15 protein-coding genes are annotated in these 20764 nt (G+C 59.1%); 6 read left to right on the top strand and 9 right to left on the bottom strand.

Annotation, left to right across the window (positions count from 1 at the left end; all coding sequences use genetic code 11):
• The first annotated feature begins 178 nt into the window (after positions 1-178).
• Positions 179-1624 carry a sulfatase gene (locus tag L1A08_RS16820; protein WP_238757646.1) on the top strand — a complete coding sequence of 482 codons (1446 nt, stop codon included), beginning with the start codon at positions 179-181 and terminating at the stop codon, positions 1622-1624.
• Positions 1625-1697: 73 nt separating this feature from the next.
• Here the strand turns inward: L1A08_RS16820 and L1A08_RS16815 are convergent, their stop codons facing one another.
• The 4 genes from L1A08_RS16815 to L1A08_RS16800 all read right to left on the bottom strand — a co-directional run bounded on the left by L1A08_RS16815 (position 1698) and on the right by L1A08_RS16800 (position 5929).
• On the bottom strand, positions 1698-2402 hold the full coding sequence (locus tag L1A08_RS16815) for an SGNH/GDSL hydrolase family protein (protein WP_238757645.1): 705 nt from the start codon (positions 2400-2402) through the stop codon (positions 1698-1700).
• Positions 2403-2479: 77 nt separating this feature from the next.
• Positions 2480-4030: an ATP-binding response regulator gene (locus L1A08_RS16810; RefSeq protein WP_238757644.1), complete on the bottom strand. Its 1551-nt coding sequence runs from the start codon at positions 4028-4030 to the stop codon at positions 2480-2482.
• 190 nt (positions 4031-4220) lie between these two features.
• Entirely contained in the window at positions 4221-4982 is a 762-nt protein-coding gene (locus tag L1A08_RS16805; RefSeq protein ID WP_238757643.1) for a tetratricopeptide repeat protein, read from the bottom strand.
• Positions 4982-5929 carry a hypothetical protein gene (locus L1A08_RS16800; protein ID WP_238757642.1) on the bottom strand — a complete coding sequence of 316 codons (948 nt, stop codon included), beginning with the start codon at positions 5927-5929 and terminating at the stop codon, positions 4982-4984. Before L1A08_RS16800 ends, L1A08_RS16805 begins: the two co-directional genes overlap by 1 nt.
• 541 nt (positions 5930-6470) lie before the next feature.
• Between L1A08_RS16800 and leuS the strand changes: the two genes are divergently transcribed.
• The gene (gene leuS, locus L1A08_RS16795) at positions 6471-9395 is read left to right on the top strand and encodes a leucine--tRNA ligase (RefSeq protein WP_238757641.1); all 2925 of its coding nucleotides are present in this window, start codon (positions 6471-6473) and stop codon (positions 9393-9395) included.
• Positions 9396-9679: 284 nt separating this feature from the next.
• Here leuS and L1A08_RS16790 read toward each other — a convergent pair whose 3' ends face one another.
• The gene (locus L1A08_RS16790) at positions 9680-9961 is read right to left on the bottom strand and encodes a hypothetical protein (protein ID WP_238757640.1); all 282 of its coding nucleotides are present in this window, start codon (positions 9959-9961) and stop codon (positions 9680-9682) included.
• A 1432-nt stretch (positions 9962-11393) separates the two neighbouring features.
• Here L1A08_RS16790 and L1A08_RS16785 point away from each other — a divergent pair.
• Positions 11394-11813, top strand: coding sequence for a hypothetical protein (locus tag L1A08_RS16785; RefSeq protein WP_238757639.1), 420 nt, complete (start codon positions 11394-11396; stop codon positions 11811-11813).
• Here L1A08_RS16785 and L1A08_RS16780 read toward each other — a convergent pair.
• Entirely contained in the window at positions 11810-13069 is a 1260-nt protein-coding gene (locus L1A08_RS16780; protein WP_238757638.1) for a DUF2254 domain-containing protein, read from the bottom strand. The genes L1A08_RS16785 and L1A08_RS16780 overlap by 4 nt on opposite strands.
• A 576-nt stretch (positions 13070-13645) precedes the next feature.
• Between L1A08_RS16780 and L1A08_RS16775 the strand changes: the two genes are divergently transcribed.
• From L1A08_RS16775 to L1A08_RS16765, 3 genes are all read left to right on the top strand, one after another.
• On the top strand, positions 13646-15835 hold the full coding sequence (locus tag L1A08_RS16775; RefSeq protein ID WP_238757637.1) for a hypothetical protein: 2190 nt from the start codon (positions 13646-13648) through the stop codon (positions 15833-15835).
• 182 nt (positions 15836-16017) lie between these two features.
• The gene (locus L1A08_RS16770; protein WP_238757636.1) at positions 16018-17082 is read left to right on the top strand and encodes a GNAT family N-acetyltransferase; all 1065 of its coding nucleotides are present in this window, start codon (positions 16018-16020) and stop codon (positions 17080-17082) included.
• A 168-nt stretch (positions 17083-17250) separates the two neighbouring features.
• The gene (locus tag L1A08_RS16765) at positions 17251-18324 is read left to right on the top strand and encodes a bifunctional lysylphosphatidylglycerol flippase/synthetase MprF (RefSeq protein WP_238757634.1); all 1074 of its coding nucleotides are present in this window, start codon (positions 17251-17253) and stop codon (positions 18322-18324) included.
• A 31-nt stretch (positions 18325-18355) separates the two neighbouring features.
• Here the strand turns inward: L1A08_RS16765 and L1A08_RS16760 are convergent, their stop codons facing one another.
• The 3 genes from L1A08_RS16760 to L1A08_RS16750 form a co-directional block, all read right to left on the bottom strand.
• Entirely contained in the window at positions 18356-18718 is a 363-nt protein-coding gene (locus L1A08_RS16760; RefSeq protein ID WP_238757632.1) for a cupin domain-containing protein, read from the bottom strand.
• Complete coding sequence (locus tag L1A08_RS16755) at positions 18715-19509, bottom strand: Swt1 family HEPN domain-containing protein (RefSeq protein WP_238757631.1); 795 nt, start codon at positions 19507-19509, stop codon at positions 18715-18717. Before L1A08_RS16755 ends, L1A08_RS16760 begins: the two co-directional genes overlap by 4 nt.
• 70 nt (positions 19510-19579) lie before the next feature.
• Complete coding sequence (locus L1A08_RS16750) at positions 19580-20575, bottom strand: endonuclease/exonuclease/phosphatase family protein (RefSeq protein ID WP_238757630.1); 996 nt, start codon at positions 20573-20575, stop codon at positions 19580-19582.
• Between the last annotated feature and the right edge of the window lie 189 nt (positions 20576-20764).

The following is a 20764-nucleotide window of genomic DNA, read 5'->3' as shown; positions in this document are numbered from 1 at the left end:
CACCGATAATCAGGAAACGATTCATTTTTAGTGTGTCTACTCGGTTATTGTTCCGCGGGCTCAAGGTCATAGACCCCGACAGCACACAACGGCCCGATCAACTCGCGATTGATCGGGTTTTTTCATGCGCCCGCCCCTGCCTCGTTCGAGGCGTTCTTTTTTCGGCGAGCCCAGCTTCATGACGCGCCTGCTTCTGATCGTCTCTCTCGGATTCATGCTCTCTCCTGGCTTCGTTCAGGCCGAGGCCCGACGCAATGTGCTGATGATCGCCGTCGACGATCTCGCCGGTGCGCTTGGATGCTATGGCAACACGGTCGTTAAGACGCCTCACATCGATCAACTGGCTTCCGAAGGGGTCGTCTTTCGGAACGCTTACTGTCAGCTGCCGCTCTGCAATCCGAGTCGAGCCTCGTTGCTGACCGGCCGCCGTCCCGATCAGATCCGCGTTTACGATCTCGACCGTCACTTCCGGGAGGAACTGCCCGACCTCGTGACGTTGCCCCAACTGCTCAAACAGAACGGCTGGTTCTCGGCTCGCGTCGGGAAGCTTTATCACTACAACGTGCCAGCCGGCATTGGCACCGACGGACTCGATGACCCTCCCTCCTGGGAGCAGGTCATCAATCCCAAAGGGCGAGACACCCGGGAAGAAGAGCTGATCTTCAATCCGACGCCGCAGAAGAAAATCAGTGCGGCCATGTGCTGGCTGGCAGCGGACGGCACCGACGAAGAGCAGACCGATGGCATGATCACGACCGAAGCGATCGAGCTGCTGCGGAAACGCAATCGCGAGCAGCCGTTCTTTCTCGGCGTCGGCTTCTTCCGCCCGCACACGCCGTATGTTGCTCCGAAGAAATACTTCGACATGTATCCGCTGGAATCGATTCAGCTGCCGTACGCTCCGGAGGGCGATCGTGACGACATCCCGCCGGCTGCGTTTGCTCACAACTGCCCGATTCCGAACTACGGACTCGATGAACTCACCTGTCGCAAGTCGCTGCAGGCGTACTATGCCTGCGTGTCGTTCGTCGATGCGCAGGTCGGCCGCCTGCTGAAGGCTCTCGACGAAGAAGGACTTGCCGACTCAACCACCGTGGTTCTCTGGTCCGATCACGGTTATCACCTGGGCGAACATAACGGCATCTGGCAGAAGCGGTGTCTGTTCGAAGAGTCGGCGGGGGCACCGCTGTTGATTCGCGAGCCAGGGGCCAGCGGAAACGGCACGGCCTGTGAGAAGATCGTCGAGTTCATCGACATCTATCCGACGGTCGTCGATCTGTGTGGACTCGAAGTCCCTGACGATCTCCCCGGCACGTCGCTCAAGCTGCTGCTGGAGAATCCTCAACGAGAGTGGAGTCGCCCCGCATACACACAGGTGCTGCGTCCAGGGGATGGTGAACCGGTCATGGGCCGCAGCATTCGCACCGATCGCTGGCGGTACACAGAATGGAATCGCGGCGAAGAGGGTCGCGAGCTCTATGACCACCAGACCGACCCTCACGAGTTCAACAATCTGGCCGACGACGACCAATTCGTGCCCTTGATGCGGCGACTGCGGAGACTGCTCGATCAGCATATCGAAGGCACCGTGCCCGCTACGCCATTCGAACCCTCGCGATTGTAATCGAGCAATAAGAATCTGAAGGGTAGTCCGACCGTCACCACGGCCGGACCCTTCAAGCCGAGATGCCTTCCGCTCAGTCCTGCTTCTTGAGTTCCTTGCGGATGGATTTCGCGGCCAGTTCGGCGAGGCGTGCGGACCCGTTACTGGTGAAGTGCACATCCTTCGGCTTCTGAACTTCAGACATGTGCTGCATCACGAATGTGTGATGGTCATCGACCGGGATGCCGTTCTCGGCCATGATCTTCGCGGCGACTTCATTGTACGCCTTTTCTTCTCCTTCGAGGCGACCCCGGGAGTCCTTCGGCACTGGCGTTGTGTTCCGCCAGATCAGAGCGGCGTCCGTCTCTTTGAGGCGTTTGACGAGCTTGCGGAGATTCTGCTCGTACTGCTCGATGGGCACCTGATGCTGTCCCACACCGGCTTCAGTCCGTTGCCCGTCTTTGGTCATGTAAACCAGATCGTGCAGGCCCCAGTTGAAGTGAATCACATCCCAGTTGCCGTCGCCGAGCCACGACTCGATGTTGTCAACGCCGCGAGTCGTCGGACCGCCGTTGGTCGGGATGCGATGCACGTTGGCTTCGCCCTTCATCAGCTCGCGGAGAGCCGGCGTGTAACCGATGGAAATCGAATCGCCAATGATGAGCACACGAGGCAGGCTCGGGTCTTCGACGACTTCGGCGAAAGCTGGATTCTGCTTCGGCTTCGTCTTGTACGTTTGAGCCTGCACAGAGGTCGTCACGAGTCCCAGAATCATCGCAGACAGCAGCATGTAACGCATGGTCGTTTCCTCAAAAGGGCGGGTGAAGAGTTTGTATCACCTTGCCCGAGGCTGCCATCCACGTCAAGCGATTGTGATCAGGCCTGCCCGACGGGAGCGAGCCGCATCAGCTCGGTCAGCCGATCTGGATCGACCGGCTTGACGAGATGATGATCAATGCCCGCTTCTTCCGACTTCCTCAAGTCCTGGGCGTCGCCCCAACCAGTCACCGCGATCAGCGTCAGCGGTTGATCGACGTACTCGAGTCGAAGGCGTCGCGCCAGTTCGTAGCCATCCATGCCAGGCATGCCGATGTCAAGGAGAATGACATCGGGCCGCAACGACTTGGCGATCCGTAACGCCTCGAATCCATCGTGACAGGTTTCGGCGGTGAAGTTGTAGAACGAAAGCAGACTCGCCATCGTTTCGGCGGCGTCGACGTTGTCATCGACAATCAACACCTTGTGCTGATCCATCTCGGATTCTGAGGGATCCTGTTTGGGCAGCTTCGGGAACAGCGAACTGATCGCCGAATCGGGCTCGATCCGATTGCAGTTGCCTTCAGGGATGTGAACCAGCGGGATACCGAACTCGAAGCGACTGCCCTGATCGGTTCCTTTGCTGAAGACGTTGAGACGTCCGCCGTGCATGAGCGCGAACTGCCGGGCGATCGGGAGTCCGAGTCCGAGCCCCCCCTGATCCCGCTGCGCAGCGACATCGGATCGGGTGAAGAGCTGAAAAACGTGCTCCTGCATTTCCGTCGAAATCCCGATGCCGTTATCGACGACTTTGAGGACCGCTTCGTCTTTGCCCTTCTCAAGGATGACCTGAATGCGGCCTTCGCGAGGCGTGTACTTGGCGGCGTTGGTCAACAGATTGGTGATAATCTGAACGAGCCGGTTGCTGTCGCCTTCAACAATCACTTTGGCGGTGGGCAGGAGTACCTGCACACTGTGATGACGTTCCTCCATCGACGGCTTCGCCTGGGCCAGCGCGAATTCGACAAGCTCTCTCAGGTCGATGTGCTTGAGTTCCAGCCGGATCTTGCCGTGCACGAACCGGGACACGTCGAGCAGATCGTCGACAATGTGGACCAGCTGGCTCAGCTGCCGCGAGATCGTCTTGAGGACTGTCTTCCGTTCCTTTTCCGCCATCTCTCCCTGCTGCAGCATCACCAGTCCGTTGCGGATCGGCGCCAGCGGATTGCGGAGTTCGTGGGCGAGCAGAGCGAGAAATTCGTCTTTGCGTCGATCGGCGATCTGGAGTTCCGCCGAGAGAATCTCGATCTGTTCCACGTGGCGGCAGCGCAGACGATTCTGTCGCGTCACGCTGTAGAAGAGCGAAATTGTCGCCGCTCCAACCGTCGCATAAATCCCGAGGGCGAGCATGTCTCCCGGATCGGTCACTTCGATCCCCTGCCGGGGAGGCATGATGTACGTCGCAGCCGCAACGATTCCGAGAAACAGAGAGAAGACCGCCGGGCCGGTGCCGGCCATCCACGCCGTGAGGAGTACGGAAAGCAGATAGGTTCCAAACGGAACCCGGTCGCCAATCCAGGGGTCCAACTCAATTCTCAGCAACGTCGCGATGACCGTGCTGAAAACGGCGACACTGTACCTGAGGACTCGATCCTTCGTCATTGCGTCCATTAAGCATCCTGCGGTGAAGTCGCTGGTTGTCATCCTGATCGGCGTGATATCCGAGCAAGAGCCCCGAAACGTTCCTGCTTGATCTTCCACATTGATCCGAGGCGGGTTCCGGGCGGCTGCAATCATACCATGTGCGAATTGCCATTCAAGGATCTCTCCGGGCCGGACGGCAACTTCCGGGGAGATGCTGCTAAGAGAGGCGCTTTTCGAGCTGCTTCCCCTTACGTTTCCACTGTCTCTGCTGTCGAGCGATCGCGGCCGGGCTGCCATCGATGTCCATGATAAGCGATCGAACCTGGTCCCGAGCCGCCTCGTCGTTCCCCGATCGATGCAGGCATTGCGCCAGTCGATACAGTCCTTCCGGCTGCCGCCAGCGATCGACATGAGCCGCGAGATGCTGCTGAGCCTCCTGCCAGCGTTCGAGTTCCATCAGCAGTCGCCCGCGAGCCAGAGAGACATCGCCAAACTTGTAATCCGGCTGTTCGGCGAGAATCTCGTCGATCTGTCGCAGGGCCTCGGCCGGCTGCTTCAGATGTTCCAGGCAGATCGCCAGTCCCCACTTCGCCTGCAGGTTCTCCGGTTCTCGATCGAGCGCCTCGCGATACGACTGAGCCGCGTCTTCGAAGCGACGCATCTCCCGCTGTTTGTCGGCCAGCTGAATCCAGTGGTACGGATTCCCGATCTGTCGAGCCGCGATTTCCCGCTGTCGCAGTTCGCGGGTCTGAAACTGACCGACAAACTGCTTCAGCCAGCGGAAGTCGTTGCGGGGCACATACCGGGCGAAGAAGTAGACAAGGGCCCCGAGCGGCTGCAGAAACAGCATCACGATGATCCAGATGCCCCGGTCGGGATCACGCAGAGCGCAGTCGAAGATCATCCAGATCAGGAATGCGGAATACGCTAATCCAAGGAGCCCGACAAAGGCGCCACCGGGAATCCAGAAAAATCCCATCAGTGTTCGGCATCCTGAATTGTCTGTGAGAGAAGCAGAACCATTTCGACACCCTGCAGCTGCCGGGCCGCCAGATCTTCCCGCGTACCAGCCCGCACGCCCTCACAGACATCGACAAAGCGATGCGGCGACCACGGCGACAGGTTGTCGTTTCGCGTCTTCGCGTAACGTTCCAGCGTCGGATACAAAGGATGCTGTCCCACGTTGCGGAACCAGTACTTCGAGTTCGAGTAATCCCCTTCCCGACGATGCATGATCGCATGCCAGTAGTCGCCCGCTTTGTGCCGCCCGCTGAACTGAACCGACTGCGAATAATTGTGCGAGGTGTCGAGATCGTCGAACCACTGAAATAGTCCTGATATAACCGCCTGAAAATCGGGGCTGTCCCGCTTCAGTTGAGCAGGAAGCCAGTTCCGGGCATTGTGCAGCAGTTCGGGCACATCATCGCCTGGAAAGCGACTCGATCGGGGCTCCAGCACCGGCAGTTCCGGATCGCTCATCTCCCAGCAGATCGAAGCACACGGAAACGGCAGCGTCTTCCGCCAGGGCATCGCGGTGAGAGCCGCGTGGACCGATCTGGTTTCTTTGAGCTTCTCCAGAATCAAATCGTGCGGGGCGATGACCATGCCGACCCGCGCGAGCGGCAACCACAGCGATGCAATCTGCCCGCCCAGCTGACGGTACGCGAAGTCCGCAAACGAATTCGCATGATGCGGCCACCAGATCGCCGCCCGCTCGTTGGCGTGATCATCGAGCTTCGACAGGTTCGCCAGCGTTTCCCGATCGGGCAGCTCCTCACACAGGGCGATCAGAACCGAATCGCAGTCGGAAATCGCCTCGATGAGCCCCTCGGCATCTCGCAGAGACCTCACCGTACGGACCTGGAGGGGTTTGTATTCAGAGAGATCGGGAAGATCGTCGGACAACGTCAGAATGGTGCAGGACATGGCATCGTTCGCTTTGCAGAAGGCGACTCACAAGAAGGCGGACTCAGCATGAAACCGCAGAGAAGCCGTTTTCGCAGACCTTAACACTATTGTCCGATTTCCGTCGACCATGTCGATACGGAAAACCACAACGAATCCGTTCTGGAAGAAGTCGCTGCTCTCAAAGAGAGCCGCCCGGTGCCGCGATGACGTTGAGGGCAGCCCCGGTTGGTTCAATCGGGAAGAATCAACGGCCTGTGGAGCAGGTCACCCGCATTTCCCCCTCACCCTAACCCTCTCCCCCACGGGGGCGAGGGAACTCAGTACGCCGTGGCCTCGAACGAGTCTTCCGGGCGACGCTTTCGTGGAGAATCGAGCCGGATTCCCGAACCGTATACAAGCCGCGGTTGTCGCCTTAAACTAGCGACTGTTACCGTCCGCTCCGCATGTGTGCCACTGGCTCTGCCCGTGTGATGACACCGTCTGGAGCGATGCAGAACGTCACGGGCGGAGCCCGTGCCACCCGACGACTCGTCACCTTCCTACAGCCGAATTCAGACTCATGCCCCGTTACGACCACAGCTCGATCGAACCGAAATGGCAGGCCTTCTGGGCCCAGAATCGCACTTTCGAAACGCCGGACCAGCCGAAAGAGGGCTCCGCCGGGAAGCTGTACGTCCTCGACATGTTCCCGTATCCCTCCGGCGACGGTCTCCACGTCGGCCATCCGGAAGGCTATACCGCGACCGATATCATCTGCCGCTACGCCCGGCATCAGGGCAAGCACGTCCTGCACCCGATGGGCTGGGACGCCTTCGGCCTTCCCGCGGAACAGCACGCGATCAAAACCGGAACGCATCCCCGCGACACGACTTACAAGAACATCGACAACTTCCGTCGTCAGCTGCAGATGCTCGGCTTCAGTTACGACTGGACCCGCGAGATCTCCACCACCGACGAGGAATACGTCCGCTGGACGCAGTGGATCTTCCTTCAGCTCTTCAACTCCTGGTTCGATCCGACCTTTGAATGGACCGGCCCCGATGGCGTGAAGCGGACCGGCAAGGCCCGGCCGATTGCCGATCTTCCGATTCCCGACGACGTCAAATCGCAGGGCGAAACCGCCGTTCGCAGTTATCAGGACGAACGCCGCCTCGCCTATCAGAGCGAAGCACCCGTTAACTGGTGCCCGGCTCTCGGCACCGTGCTTGCCAATGAAGAAGTCACTTCAGAAGGCAAGAGCGAACGGGGCAACCACCCGGTCGAACGCCGTAAGCTCCGTCAGTGGATGTTGCGGATCACCGCCTTCGCCGAGCGGCTTCTCAATGAACTCGAACCGCTCGACTGGCCGGAATCGGTGAAGTCGCTCCAGCGGAACTGGATTGGCAAGAGCATCGGAGCCGAAGTCGATTTCTTCGTCCTCGAACCGGGCAAGAAAGCCGATTCCTCCGATCAATATCTCAGCCAGCGAGCCTCGTCCGGCTTCCCGGCCAAACCGGGCGACGATGTCCTCCGCGTTTACACCACACGGCCCGATACGCTCTTCGGGGCCACCTACATGGTCGTTGCGCCGGAGCATCCGATTGTCGATCGCATCGTCACGGCTGAGCAGAAAGAGGCCGTCGAAGAGTACCGTCGGAAGTCGGCCAGCAAGACCGATCTTGACCGGACCGATCTGGCCAAGGAAAAGTCGGGTGTCTTCACCGGAGCCTATGCTCTCAATCCGGTCAACGGAGCCGAGACGCCGATCTGGGTCGCCGATTACGTCCTCATGAGTTACGGCACCGGAGCAATCATGGCCGTGCCGGCTCACGATGAACGCGACCTTGAATTCGCACAGACATTCGACCTGCCCGTCATTCCTGTCGTGCAGCCGCCCGATGAGAAGACCAATCCGATCGGCTTCACCGATCCCGGCACCGCCATCAACTCGGGTGACTACGACGGCACGCCGACCGCTGACTTCAAGAAGAAGATTACCGCCGATCTCGCGGAACGCGGCCTCGGACGCGAAGCGGTCAACTATCGTCTTCGCGACTGGCTCTTCTCCCGTCAGCGGTACTGGGGCGAGCCGTTCCCGATCTGGCATGAACTCGATGACCAGGGCAACCCGACCGGCATGATTCGCGGCGTCGACGAAAGCGAACTCCCCGTTACACTTCCCGACATGGACGATTTCGCCCCCAAGGGAACGCCCGATCCGCCCCTCTCGGCTGCTCCCGAAAGCTGGCTCTACAAAACCGCCGCGGACGGCACCCGTCTCCGCCGTGAAACCAACAGCATGCCGCAATGGGCCGGCAGCTGCTGGTATTACTTGCGGTTCTGCGATCCGAAGAACACCGACGCCTTCATCGATCCCGAGAAGGAAAAGTACTGGCTCCCGGTCGACTGCTACATCGGCGGAGCCGAGCACGCCGTGCTGCATCTCCTCTACTCGCGATTCTGGCACAAGGCGCTGTTCGACCTCGGACATCTCAGTAAGCCCGAACCGTTCCAGAAGCTCGTCAACCAGGGGATGATCCTTGGCGAAGCGGAGCTTACCGCGTATCGCATTGCCGATGAATCGGCCTACAGCGATCAGCGCGATGAGAAGTTCGCCACCGATCTGCAACGCCCGTGGGTTTCGGCTCGCAATGTCGAAGAGAAGGACGGCCAGTACGTCGAAAAGGAAACCGGAGCCGTCCTCGAAGCGGTGATGATCGAGAATGATCAGGTTGCCAAGAAGGGGAACGACTTCGTTCTCAAAGACGACGCCAGCATCGTTGTCGATTCGCGGGCGCACAAGATGTCAAAGTCTCGCGGCAACGTCATCAACCCGGACGACATCGTAAAGCACTACGGAGCCGACGCCCTCCGGCTCTACGAGATGTTCATGGGTCCGCTCGAACAGACGAAGCCCTGGAGCATGTCGGGCGTGGAAGGAGTCTACCGCTTCCTCGGCCGCGTGTGGCGCATGATCGTCGACGACGCCGCCGAGTCGGTCGTGCTCAACCCGGCCATCAAGGACGTCGAGCCGACCGAAGCTCAGGACCGCGTGCTCCACAAGACGATCAAAGCGGTGACCGAAGACATCGAGAAGCTGTCGTTCAACACGGCGATCAGCCGCATGATGGAATTCACGAACGAATTCAGCGGCCAGAACCCCCGCCCCAAATCGGCCATGAGCCAGTTCCTCCTGCTCCTCAGCCCGTTCGCCCCGCACCTCGCCGAAGAACTCTGGCAGGTCCTCGGCCACAGCGATTCCCTCGCCTACGCCGCCTGGCCCAAGTTCGACGAAGCCAAACTCGTCGAATCCGAAATCGAAATCCCGGTCCAGGTGAACGGCAAACTCCGAGCCAAAATCAAAGTCCCGGCCGACTCAGATGCAAAGGCAATGGAAGAGGCCGCAAAAGCCGATGAATCGGTCGCGGCTCAACTCGAAGGCAAGCAGATCGTGAAAACAGTCTGCATCCCGGGACGACTGGTGAACTTCGTGGTGAAGGGGTAGTGGGCGGCATCCGTCGGGTGCCACTGGCGTCTCGCCAGTGCGAACCATCACTCCAAGTCCCAATGAGCATCGGCGGCCTCTTAAAGCATGCCCACGCAAGCGTGGGCATGGCACCCGGCCCGTCGGTGTTGGTAAACCGCAGACGCGAAGCCTTAGAAAACACGACTTGCCTACCGTGGGATGGGACGCGTTCAATACCGAAGTCCGTCAATGGGAAACCGCTTGTTGCTGCGCAACCCGGAGGTAAACCTCCGGGCCATCCCGCCGAAGGCAGTGTGAGCTTTTTAGCTTAGAACTGTTGGCCGCAATCGCTCAAACAATGCTTCAAATGTCTCGTGGTCTGGCGTGGCGAAGGGGCAGAGTCGCATTGCCTTTTGCAGAACCTCAAATACATCTTCGGCCAGTTCATCGTCACCACCACGATGTGAACAACCAGCCAACACTTGAAAGAAGCCGTCGTTGTTTTCGACTTCTTCAAAGAACTCTGGGGGTTGGTCGTCAGTGATTCCAACGAGTATTGCTTCATGAATTGGGTGTTCCAATTCAACGCTTTCAAACGCATCCATCAATGGTTGCAGCTTTGTGCGAACACGTCGCATTGCCTTCGAGAATGCTCTGTTGCGAGCTAACACACTAAATCTAAGTTGCATAGTAAAAGCCTTGTCAATGGTTCACCGGATTGAAGGGTGGCCGCTGACCAAACACCCGAATGTAAGTGTCGATGTATCGGCAGGATGGCCCGGAGGTTCACCTCCGGGTGACGAAGTCACAAGCAGTCGCCCGTCGGTGTTGGTAAACCGCAGACGCGAAGCCGTAGAAAACACGACTTGCCTACCGTGGGATGGGACGCGTTCAAGACCCAAGTCCGTCAATGGGAAACCGCTTGTTGCTGCGTCACAAGCAGTCGCCCGTAGCCGTTGGCAAACAGCAGACGCGGAGACCGGTAAACACAACTTGCTTCCTCATGAGATGGGACCCCGCCAGGAGAAAATTCCGTCAATGCGAAACCTCCGGGCCATCCCGCCGTGCCCGATCAATGTTCAGTGAGAATGGGTTGTGAGAGTGGTTCTACTCTCTCGGCATTGGATGTGAAGAGTATGGCCAAAAAAATGCTGGATAGTACTCAGCGAACCATGTTGGAAGATCCGACGAAATTTACCCACCCCAAAGCTCTTCTGATCACGCGGCAAGAAAATGAGAGCAGCTCACGTGAAGTACGAGCATCCTACCTCACCGACGTACGAGCACCCGACTTGTGTCGTACTTCGAAATGAACTTGCATATGACCTCTACCTCCCTGTCCGTATAATCATCTTCATCAAATGTAAACTGAATAGTTTTCTGCGAGATGAGCACCAATACCTGATAGCCATTTATTTCAATCTGGCAATTCAGGCAGGGGGCTCGCCGTAGGAGCGATTTAACAAGAGTTAGCATTAACAAACGTGATCTCTGCAACTTCACCCAATCATAAGAATTCACGAAGCCTTCTTGCATCCGCAAATATGTGTCGCACTGCGAGATGGCCGCATCGGAAAAACGATTATCTTTAACCTGGAAGGATTCCATCATTGCGCTGACCCAATGACCATGCAACAACGACACAGTTCCTACAGGCTGAACGACGAATGTCACGTACATCCCATTGCCTGACTATTCAATGTATTCCTCGACCCCCCCCCTACCAAGGGGAAGTCTACGATATCAACAAATCCCTCTCCAGGATCCGTCCAATCACTTGGTGAACCTGTACTCAATGGCGGGATGGCCCGGAGGTTCGCCTCCGGGTGACGAAGTCACAAGCAGTCGCCCGTCGGTGTTGGTAAACCGCAGACGCGAAGCCTTAGAAAACACAACTTGCCTACCATGGGATGGGACGCGTTCAAGACCGAAGTCCGTCTATGGGAAACCGCTTGTTGCTGCGCAACCCGGAGGTAAACCTCCGGGCCATCCGGCAATCGAGTAGTATATTCGCTTCCAGCAGGGTACGCAGTCGATATGTCTCCCTTTCTCCCGTTCTTTGAACCGTTTGGTATCCTCGTGCTCCTGATGAGCATCGCAGGCGTCGCGGTCTATTTCTGGCGACGAAAGACCCGGAAAGTGGACGGCGGGTTCGAAGCCGATGCGATCCTTGCTCTGCAGGGCGATCTGGATATTGAGGTCGCGAGAGCGATGAATGCCCGGCACCTTCAAACCAGTTCCCGACACGCGACGTTGATCAGAAAGCTTCAGATCTTCGGAGACTCCGTCGCGATCGCACTCCGCAGCAGGAACCCGGAGACGATCCGTTCCCGAGCCGTACTGGCCCGGGAACTCTATCACGAGATTGACGAGTATCGCGATCTGATGAGTTCCCGCGTGCGTCGGAAAGTGCGTGAGAGATACCGGCAGCTCGCAGCCAAAGGGGTCCGCCGTTAATCGACCGTCGCGAATCGCCCTGCGTTTCTCACGGCTTCCAGATCCTCCGGAAGTTCCAGCGCTTTCTCGGCTCGGGCGACGGACAGTCGGGCGTGAATGAGCGAAACCCGGCGGGCGTCCATGTTGCCGACCGACGCCAGTGCCTCGAAGCTTTTCTGCAGCCGGACAACCACCTCCACCGCACCGGCTCCGTCTCGTGCGATCATCGTGAACGCGTCATCAAACATGTCTTTGAGATCCAACTCGGGCACGGCGACACGAGTGAACTGCGGTTCGTCCGGTGTGTCGTTTTCAGCCGGCTCGGCCCAGAGCACAAGAAGTCGCACGAGCGATCCCAGAACGCCGATTGCGGATCCGGAATCGTTGATGCCGGGCGACAGCGCACGGCTGCCGATCTCCGAGAGAACAACGAGTCCATAGCGGGGGTCGTCTTCAAAGGTCCGATCCCGGCCGATGACAAACGCCGCGGAGATCTCGACCATCACTTCGGAAGAAATGCCCGCCTGGTTCGGGACATAAGCCAGCGGCCGGGCTGGAGACGCGAACGTTCCCGGCAGGGCCGCCACCTCGATAACGGTCTCGTGCTCCTCGGCAATGGACTGCAGCGAGGCCACCTTCACATGTCGGACATAGCCCACCGCCTCGCCGTAAACCACAATCGCATCCGCATCGCGCGGGACCACCTTCGAGCCGCCAAGCCTTGGAGCGTGACGACGCCGCCGGATCGCGGCTGCTGCGGCCGCCTCGACTTTATCCATCGTGGCACCGAGCCGACCGAGGCGAGCGATTCGATCAACCCACCAGACGAAGGTGAGAATGACAACGGAGAACACGAAGAACGTCATCAGCAAAAGGGCGAACCGGCCTGCTGGACCATAGTATTCATTCTGAAGCGCAAACAGCGCGACGATGCTGAAGATGAATGCTCCGATAAAGGCCGTGAGGGCGTTCTGGGACACATCGTCGGCGATAATCAGCGGGAACGCCCGGGGCGTAGCGCTGCTGCTCGCGGATGCAAACGCGGAAACCATGGAGCCGACCGCGAAGATGGCCATCACGAGCATGCTCGCGGCAATCACTTTCAGCAGCGTCTCCAGAGAATCGACAGATACATTCGGGGCCACGGAGCCGAGGCCCGTATCATCCGCCGCTTTGGCGAGAAACACGACGATCACCGACAGGCCGCAGATCACCGCAGGCTTCGCCCAGAGCTGCTCCCGAAAGCGATGGTAGAGGAAGTTGAACCAGTCGCGCATTGCAGTTCCCCGCTTTCTAAATCTCAGTCGCTCCGGTTGACCCGAAAAGGTCTCTCATCCTCGCCAGAAGAGGGGGTGAGGAAAACGCGGGCGACAGCTTTACAGATCCCATCAGCATACCCACGGCGAGCGTGGCCTGGCACCAAGATTGGGTGATGACTCGGCCGGGGTGAAGATCAGGTCGTCTTTTCCGGGCGGGAAAGGCGTTTCTTCGTGGTGTTGGAGAAGCGTTCGCTGTTCCTCGGTAGTTCCGGTGAAGACGAGGCCGGTGTCGGCGTCGAGGAGGGGGAATTCGTCCTGCGCACACCCTCGGAATTCGCGCAGTCACATCGTACCGGCGGCATCCTGCCGCCGTTTAGACGTCGCCATTCCGTGACCGATTGCTGCGAGCGATGTCCATTGGGCGGCAGGATGCCGCCGGTACGAGCTGCTTGGTCGGAATCACGGTTTTCCGAAAAAAATTGGGGCGAATTGTCAGAATTCTGTACGGATTCTCGTTCACGGCGCCACTAACAGGGTGGGGGAACTCCCCTCGCACTGCCATGACTGGATTTTACGCGAAGACCGGTACCTACCATGCGACTCACCTTACGATACCTGCTGGCTTATCTCGACGACGTTCTGAAACCGACCGACGCGGCGACGGTCGGGCGGATTATTAAGGAGAACAAGTCGGTCCGCGATCTGGCGGAACGGCTGCGGAAGATCATTCGCATGCGGCGGCTGGCGGCTCCTGATCCGCATGAGAAGCGGGCCATGGTGAGCGCGAATGATGTCGCCGAGTACCTTGATAATCTGACGCCCCCGGACAAGGTGGCTGAGTTTGAGTCGGAGTGCATGAAGTCCGATGAGCGACTGGCTGAGGTCGCAGCGACGCATCAGATTCTTTCGCAGGTTCTGGGAGGCCGCCCGACGATCCCGTCGACCACGAAGCCAAATCTGCAGAAGATTGCGATGTCGTTTCTGCCGGATGATTCGGAGTTCGACGATGACCAGAATCCCGGTTCGTCGGTTGCGATCCCGGCAATGGAGGCTCCGACGATTGCCGCGACGGCGACGCCGGAAGTCGATATTCCATTCGAGATTCGCCGACAACAGGGAGACTGGCGACAGTTCGTGGCGATTCTCGGAATCCTCGTACTGGTCGGGGCCTGGGTCTACAGTATCGCGACCGATCGTTCCTTCCGGGGAGCGGCGGACAGTTACACCGAACGTCGCTTCGATCGCGTGGAGAATCGGGGGAAGAACGAGCAAATTGCCGCGCTGCCGGAAGGGACGTCCACCGTCGAGAAGCCTGCGACCGCCCCGCCCCGCCCCGCGTCGACATCGATGCCGGTCGCTGCTGCGGATACCACGGCACCCCGTCCGCCGGGAAGTCCGAGACCAACGTCTACGACACAGCCGCCGACGACTCCACCCGAAATGCAGCCAGCCGCTCCCGCGCCTGGCGAAGAGAACGGAGAGGCGATCGCTGCCAATATGAAACCGGCTGAGGTTCAACCGGACGTTCCGCCGGTAGCTCCGAATCCGATTCTGTTTGCCCCGCAGGTTCAATTCGTCTCCGCTGATCGCGGTCTGATTCTCGACGATTCAGGCCCGACAGGGTCCATTTCGGTGCTCGCTCCTCAGGGAGTGGAACCGCGAATCGGGAACGCGCTTTACACGCCGCCGTATTCGACCGCCGATTTTACGGTGAACGGCAACAGTGGCCGCCTGCATCTACGGGAGAACGCTGCGGCTCGTTTGATTGGCTGCGAGGAGATGGATTGCCTGGCGCTGGAACTGATTCAGGGACAATTCATCATCGAGTCGCTCCCTCAGCCCGCCGAACGGCCGCTCGAAAAGGCTCAACTGGTCATCGATGGTTTGACCTGGACGATTCTGCTGCCCGAGGAAGCAACCCGACTGATGATCGACGTTCGGCCGCAAATGGCCAATCATTTCGAACAGTTGCCCGCCGAGGGGCTGACGATCACCGAACTGTGGGTCGAAGGCGCTCCGGTTCAGATCCAGCCGCCGAACGGCGCCCCGGTGGACGTGAAGGAATATCATTCGGTGTTGCCCGTCGATTCCGCTGCGCCCGCTATTAACGCGGCGAACGGAAACCCGCCTCCGGCCAACGCCGCTGCCGAACCACCCGCAGTCGCCCCGGTCGATCAGCCGCTGCCGCCTCCTCAACCAGCGTGGACTGACGGTGGTCCACTGCAGATGACGCTCGCGCAGCGACGGGATCAGCAGGAGTTCATGAAGTATCTGGAGCGCTCGACCAACCTGTGGCTCGATATGCAGGGGGTCGCGAACGATCCTAATCCGCGTATCGCCGAACTGGCCACGCGCGTGCTCTCTCTCGGGCGGCGGTATGAATCGCTGGTGACGATTCTCGCCCGATCCCAGCACGAGGAATCGAGAACCGAAGCCATTGCCGGCCTCCGGGTCTGGCTGCCTCAGGATCCGGAAAACCGGACGCTGGTCATGGCATCGCTGGAAAAGACGTTTACTCCCGGAACGGCGGATCTGGTTTACTCGCTGCTCTGGGGCTTCGATACTCAGGACGCCCGGAAGCCGGACATCTCCCGTCGTCTGGTGAACGGACTCCGTCACGAGCATGTCGCCGTGCGTGAGCTGTCGATTTACTGGATTTCGAACCTGACCGGACAGCGGCTCGGCTATCGTCCCCTGGCCGTGCTGGCGACGCGCGAACAGGCGGTCACCTCGTGGGAACGGCATCTGGATCGTGTCGGGGCGTTGCTGCCTCCAGAACAGTAGGCACTCCGCCGGGCTGCACGAGACAAGTTGGCGGTTCCGAACGATCGCCACTGGTATTTCGTGCACGGCTGCTCTAAGGTAGTTTCGTCGCCTTTTGCCTGCCCGCCCTGGCGACCGTATGTCCTGTCCAGTCTGGAAAATGCAGCCCGTCCCCGCCGTGCCTCGCCTGAGTCGGAGCCAACGTGTCGATCGAAATCAGAACTTACGAGGGAACCGCGGAAGATCTGAGCCGATTTATCGTCGGAGCCTGGCTGCAGTCCTACGGCGGTAAAATGGCCGTCCCCGACTGGTCAGCCGAATACTTCGAATGGCAAATGACTGGTCCGGGGATTTGCCGGGAGTTTCTGATTTCGGCGTGGAAAGACGAGAAGATCGTCGGCACGCTGCTGGCCATGCCGTTTCGGCTCTGGTGTCTCGGCGAGGAAACACAGGGCGACCAGGGAAGCTGGCTGACCGTGCTGCCTGAACACCGGCGTGATGGCGTCGCCAAAGCGATGGCTATGGAAGTCGCCCGACGAGAAGCCAATCACGGCTGCACGGGTCGCGTCGGCTATGCATTTCGAGGTTCGCGGATTTCGATGGGCCCCCGGTTCTGGAAGAAGGCCGGCAAACGAACGAACTTTCTTCGGCCGGTCTTTCTGTGGGCACGCCTGCTGGAATCACGATCGGTGCGGGAATGGACGAACAGCGGTCTCGACCGGACACTGCTAAAGGTCCTCCCCGATTCCGTCTGTAACATCGGCAAGGTCGATGCCCGGGTAACGATTCGCGACTTTCAGCCCGAAGACGTCAGCCGCTGTTGCGAACTGATCAATACGCAGGCCCGGAAGGCTGATCTGGCCGTGCTCTGGGAAGAATCCCGGCTCGCCCGCCAGCTCCACTACAGCGACTTCGTCAATACAATGGTCGTCGAACGGGACGGACAGGTTGTCGGGTTCGTGAACTATCACAAGATCGGCATGCATCTCAAAACGAGAATCCCGGCGGCCATTATCGATCTGCTTGCCTGCCAGGACCTGAGCCCCCGGGAAACGCGCAGTCTGCTGAATGCACTCTGCCTGCGACTTCGCGATGAGGGCGTAAAGATGATGCTGATGCGGGAGTTTCACGGGCAGCCGACCGGGTCGCTGCTGCGGACACGCTTCATTCCTCAGTTCGTCGATTCCGACCTGTTATTTTCCACACCCGACCCGGAAAGTCAGGTCGATCTCGGCAGGATTCGCAAAATCCATGTGTTGTGGCGATAATACGGACATTCCATCCGGGAGCCGTCAGCTCGTCTTGCATTTGAGTTGCGGGATGCTTTACTGAAGAGACGGGACCGTCTGCGCGAGTCCCGGCCACGTTCGTTCCCGTGACCTGATTTTGAGACGACTTTGAATTCCTGTCCCACCGTTGATTCGACTGCTCCGTCGATGTCTGAATCTGCTGTCGATCGTGACCATCTCGAACGGACAGCGTTCGCCCACAGTCCGTATCCCGACTCGTATCTCACCACCGAGCCGGAGTATCGTCAGTTCTGGAACGAGAGCCGGACAGGCTACATCGGCTATCTGCAGGACCGAAAATACCTGCACCTGATTGGCGGGTTGATCGCACCGGACAATGAACGGGAAGAACTGCTCCGGCAGTTCACCGAGTACGTCGATCAGAATCGCTATCTCGCGTCGTTCTTCAACATTGCCGAAGCGGATCGACCGCTCTTTCAGAAGTACGGCTACGAAGCGACCAAGTTCGGCGAGAACGCCACGATCGATCTGAAGGGACACAGCTGGGGTGGCAAGCCGTATTCGTGGATTCGCCGTCAGGTCAGTTTCGTGCAACGGCAGGGAATCGTCGCGCGGGAGATCGGCCTCGAACAGCTTTCCGAACAGGATCGACACGACGCGTTCGCCCGGCTGCAGCGGATGAACGAGGAACAACTCTCGGAGCGTGTGCTTCCGCATGAAATCGGTCTGCTCGAAGGGCGGCTTTATCCCGATCACTTCTATCGCCGCCGCCTCTTCGTGGCCCATCCGGAGAACGAGCCGGACAACTGGCAGGCATTCGTCGCCTGTACGCCGATGGAAAACGGTCGGGGTTGGGCGACGGAAATGTATCGCAGTCAGAAGGACGCTGTCCGTGGGATCACGCCGTTTCTGTTCGTCCAACTCATCGACACGATGAAGAAGGAAGGCGTCGAGTTTGTCTCGCTCTGCATGGTCCCGGCTGTGAACTGCGGGCAGAAGACTCCCGGTGATTCCTGGAAGACGCGGTACTTCCTCACTCTCTGGGAGAAGCGGCTCAACTTCCTGTTCAATGTGCAGGGCCTGTACCACTTCAAAAGTCGATTCCGACCGGAGTTCGAGCCGGTTTACCTGTGCGTGAAACCGCGAATCACGAACGGTTCGACGTTTTCATTCCTGAAGTGCTGCGGCGTGTTCCAGATGCACTGGAGCAATTTCTTCCGCCTGCTGAAGTCGAGAAAAAAGCGGGCGGAACAGGACTGAGGTCGATCAGAAACGGACTTCGGTCTGCTGCTCAGTCGAAGTGCTCGTCAGCCGGATCGAACTTCGGAATGACGATATTCAGAATCTTCATGCAGCCGACGGCTCGGTGTCGCGTTCCGGGGGGAATCATGATGCACATCCCGGCTTTGATGGGCGTGATCGTGCCATTCAGTTCGATCCCGGCGTTCTCATCGCATTCGAGAATGTAATAGGTCTCGGTGAGTGTGCGATGGTAGTGGGTCTCGGCTTCGTCAGAGATTTCCGTGAGATGAATCGTCGCGGGATACTCCGGCACATCGGCAAAGGCTCGGCGTGCGGTGCCACAGGGGCACGGGACTCCCGGCAGACTGGCCAGGTCGACGATCTTCGGCTCCAGCGAGATTTCCGAACTCATGCAGATACCTCTCCGCGGCGGGTCCGGCCGCAATACGGACAATCAGGGGTGTAGATAATCCGGAAGCATTTGCGACACTCCCGGGGACCATAGACGACCGGCTCGTACTGCAGTCGCTGATAAATCAGGTAGATAAAAACGAGGACCACGAAGCCGGCGATCAGGTAGCCGCTCGAACTCCAGGCGAGCATCATCTGCAGCACAATCGCCGCACAACAGACGATGTAAATCCCGACCGTCCACCATTTGTTGCGGTTGTTGTGGGCCTGCATCTGCCGTTCGTTGATCTTGTCGGAAAACTCGCGTTCGAGCAGTTCCTGCTTCCGCTCGTAGATCATCCGGGCTTCGGTGTCGCAACCAATCGCACTGAGCAGCCGCTCGATGCTGTCGAGCACGCGATAAGTATCGTCGAAGTTCAACTGGCGTTGATGAGCCCAGCGATTGCGAAACTCACGTAGCTCGCTGACAAGCGAACGTTCGTAGTGCCCGAGGTGCTGACGGAAGACGGCGTTCCACTGATCCCACATCACGGTCAGCGTCGAGTGAGCGTCCCAAGTGAACTCTTCCTGCCGTCCCGAGCCGCTTTGCTCACGAGGGCGGCGAAAACTGGCGCGAGCTTGACGAATCCACTGATCGCCAAACACGGTCTTCAGCTGGCTCTCGACATACGGAGCCAGACCCGCGGTCAGCACATCCAGAGCGTCGCCCACGTAATCCCAGTGGAGTTCCCCCTGCTGCTCCTCCGAGTGCGGGATGTCCGCAGTCTCATTATTGGGGGCAACAGTCGTCATAACCGCATCTGCTCCGGGGCTGTCTCAGCGATCTGCATTCGACAGCCGTATCAACGTATTCAAAGAAAGGTCATTCAAGGAGACGGAAGTCCGCAATCACGGGGCGATGGTCGGATGCGGAACTCCATCCGGCGAAGCAGTCGTCAAAACTGAGTCCGGCGTTCGACCAGACCTGGTCCAGCGTCAGCAGCGGGAGTGGCCAGGGCCACGTGGGCTGGAAACCTCTACCAGAGCTATCGTAGGCGTTGCTTGTGCGTTCATCAATAGGCTGAAACAGCGGGGACTCGCGGGGCGTGTTGAAGTCGCCGGCGATCAGCAGCGGTTGGTTGCCGGTCTGATCAATCAATTCGGCCAGCCTGTTCATCGCCGGTGCCCTGTCGTAATCGGGACGTCCGTGAATGTCGACAAACAGCACCGACAGATCCCGGTCGCCCAGCGACACTTCGACCTGACGGTAATGCCCGTCGATCCCCAGATCGCCCGCCGCGACATCGTGAGCGGTTCCGCCGCGAATCAGCAGAACCATCTCGCCGCCGAGCAGAGTGACTTCGTGTTCCGGAAATCCCGACTCCCAAATTTGCCGCATCTCTTCGGTCGGCGGGCCGGCTTCGACCAGGGTGATGATGTCCGGATCATACTTCTGAATCTCAGTCACCACCTGCTGCCAGCCATGCCGCCCGTGGCAGACATTCCACAGCAGCAGCCGTTGAGACGAAGTCGTGACCACGTCCGGCAACGCCGGCGTCACCACGCGATGCGACCCCGCGCTTTGAGCGACGACCAGAGCAAGAACGCCCCAGCAGGCCATGCGTCGCGGACGACCGAGAATCAGACAGAGCATTCCGAGGAACAGGGCCAGCAGGAACAACAGTGGTCCGGGAGAGGCGTAATAGAACCCGGAGACCAGAGGAATCGGCCCGAGATCGCGAATGGTCAGGCGAAGCACCGCGGCGACAGTCCACCCCAGCGTCATCCAGGCATACAGAGCAATCAACAGATTGCGGACCTGGATCGCCGGACGATCCGATGGCTTCGGAACTGAAACAGCAGACAGAAAAGCTTTCATGGAGTCGAACGTCGTTGGTCGGACAACCTGGATCGCTCATCGAGGCATTCCTGCCGATGAAGCAAGGTCGTTCCGGACACTACGGTGACAGAATCGTAGTCGACGTCCGATGTCGCTGCGTAAATGCATACGGTCCAGCCATTAACGGCTGCCGCACTCAGATCTTACCGGGAAACTCTCCCCGCTGCG

It is taken from the genome of Rubinisphaera margarita, from assembly GCF_022267515.1.
GTDB lineage: Bacteria > Planctomycetota > Planctomycetia > Planctomycetales > Planctomycetaceae > Rubinisphaera > Rubinisphaera margarita.
This window is presented reverse-complemented; position numbering and strand designations above follow the sequence as displayed.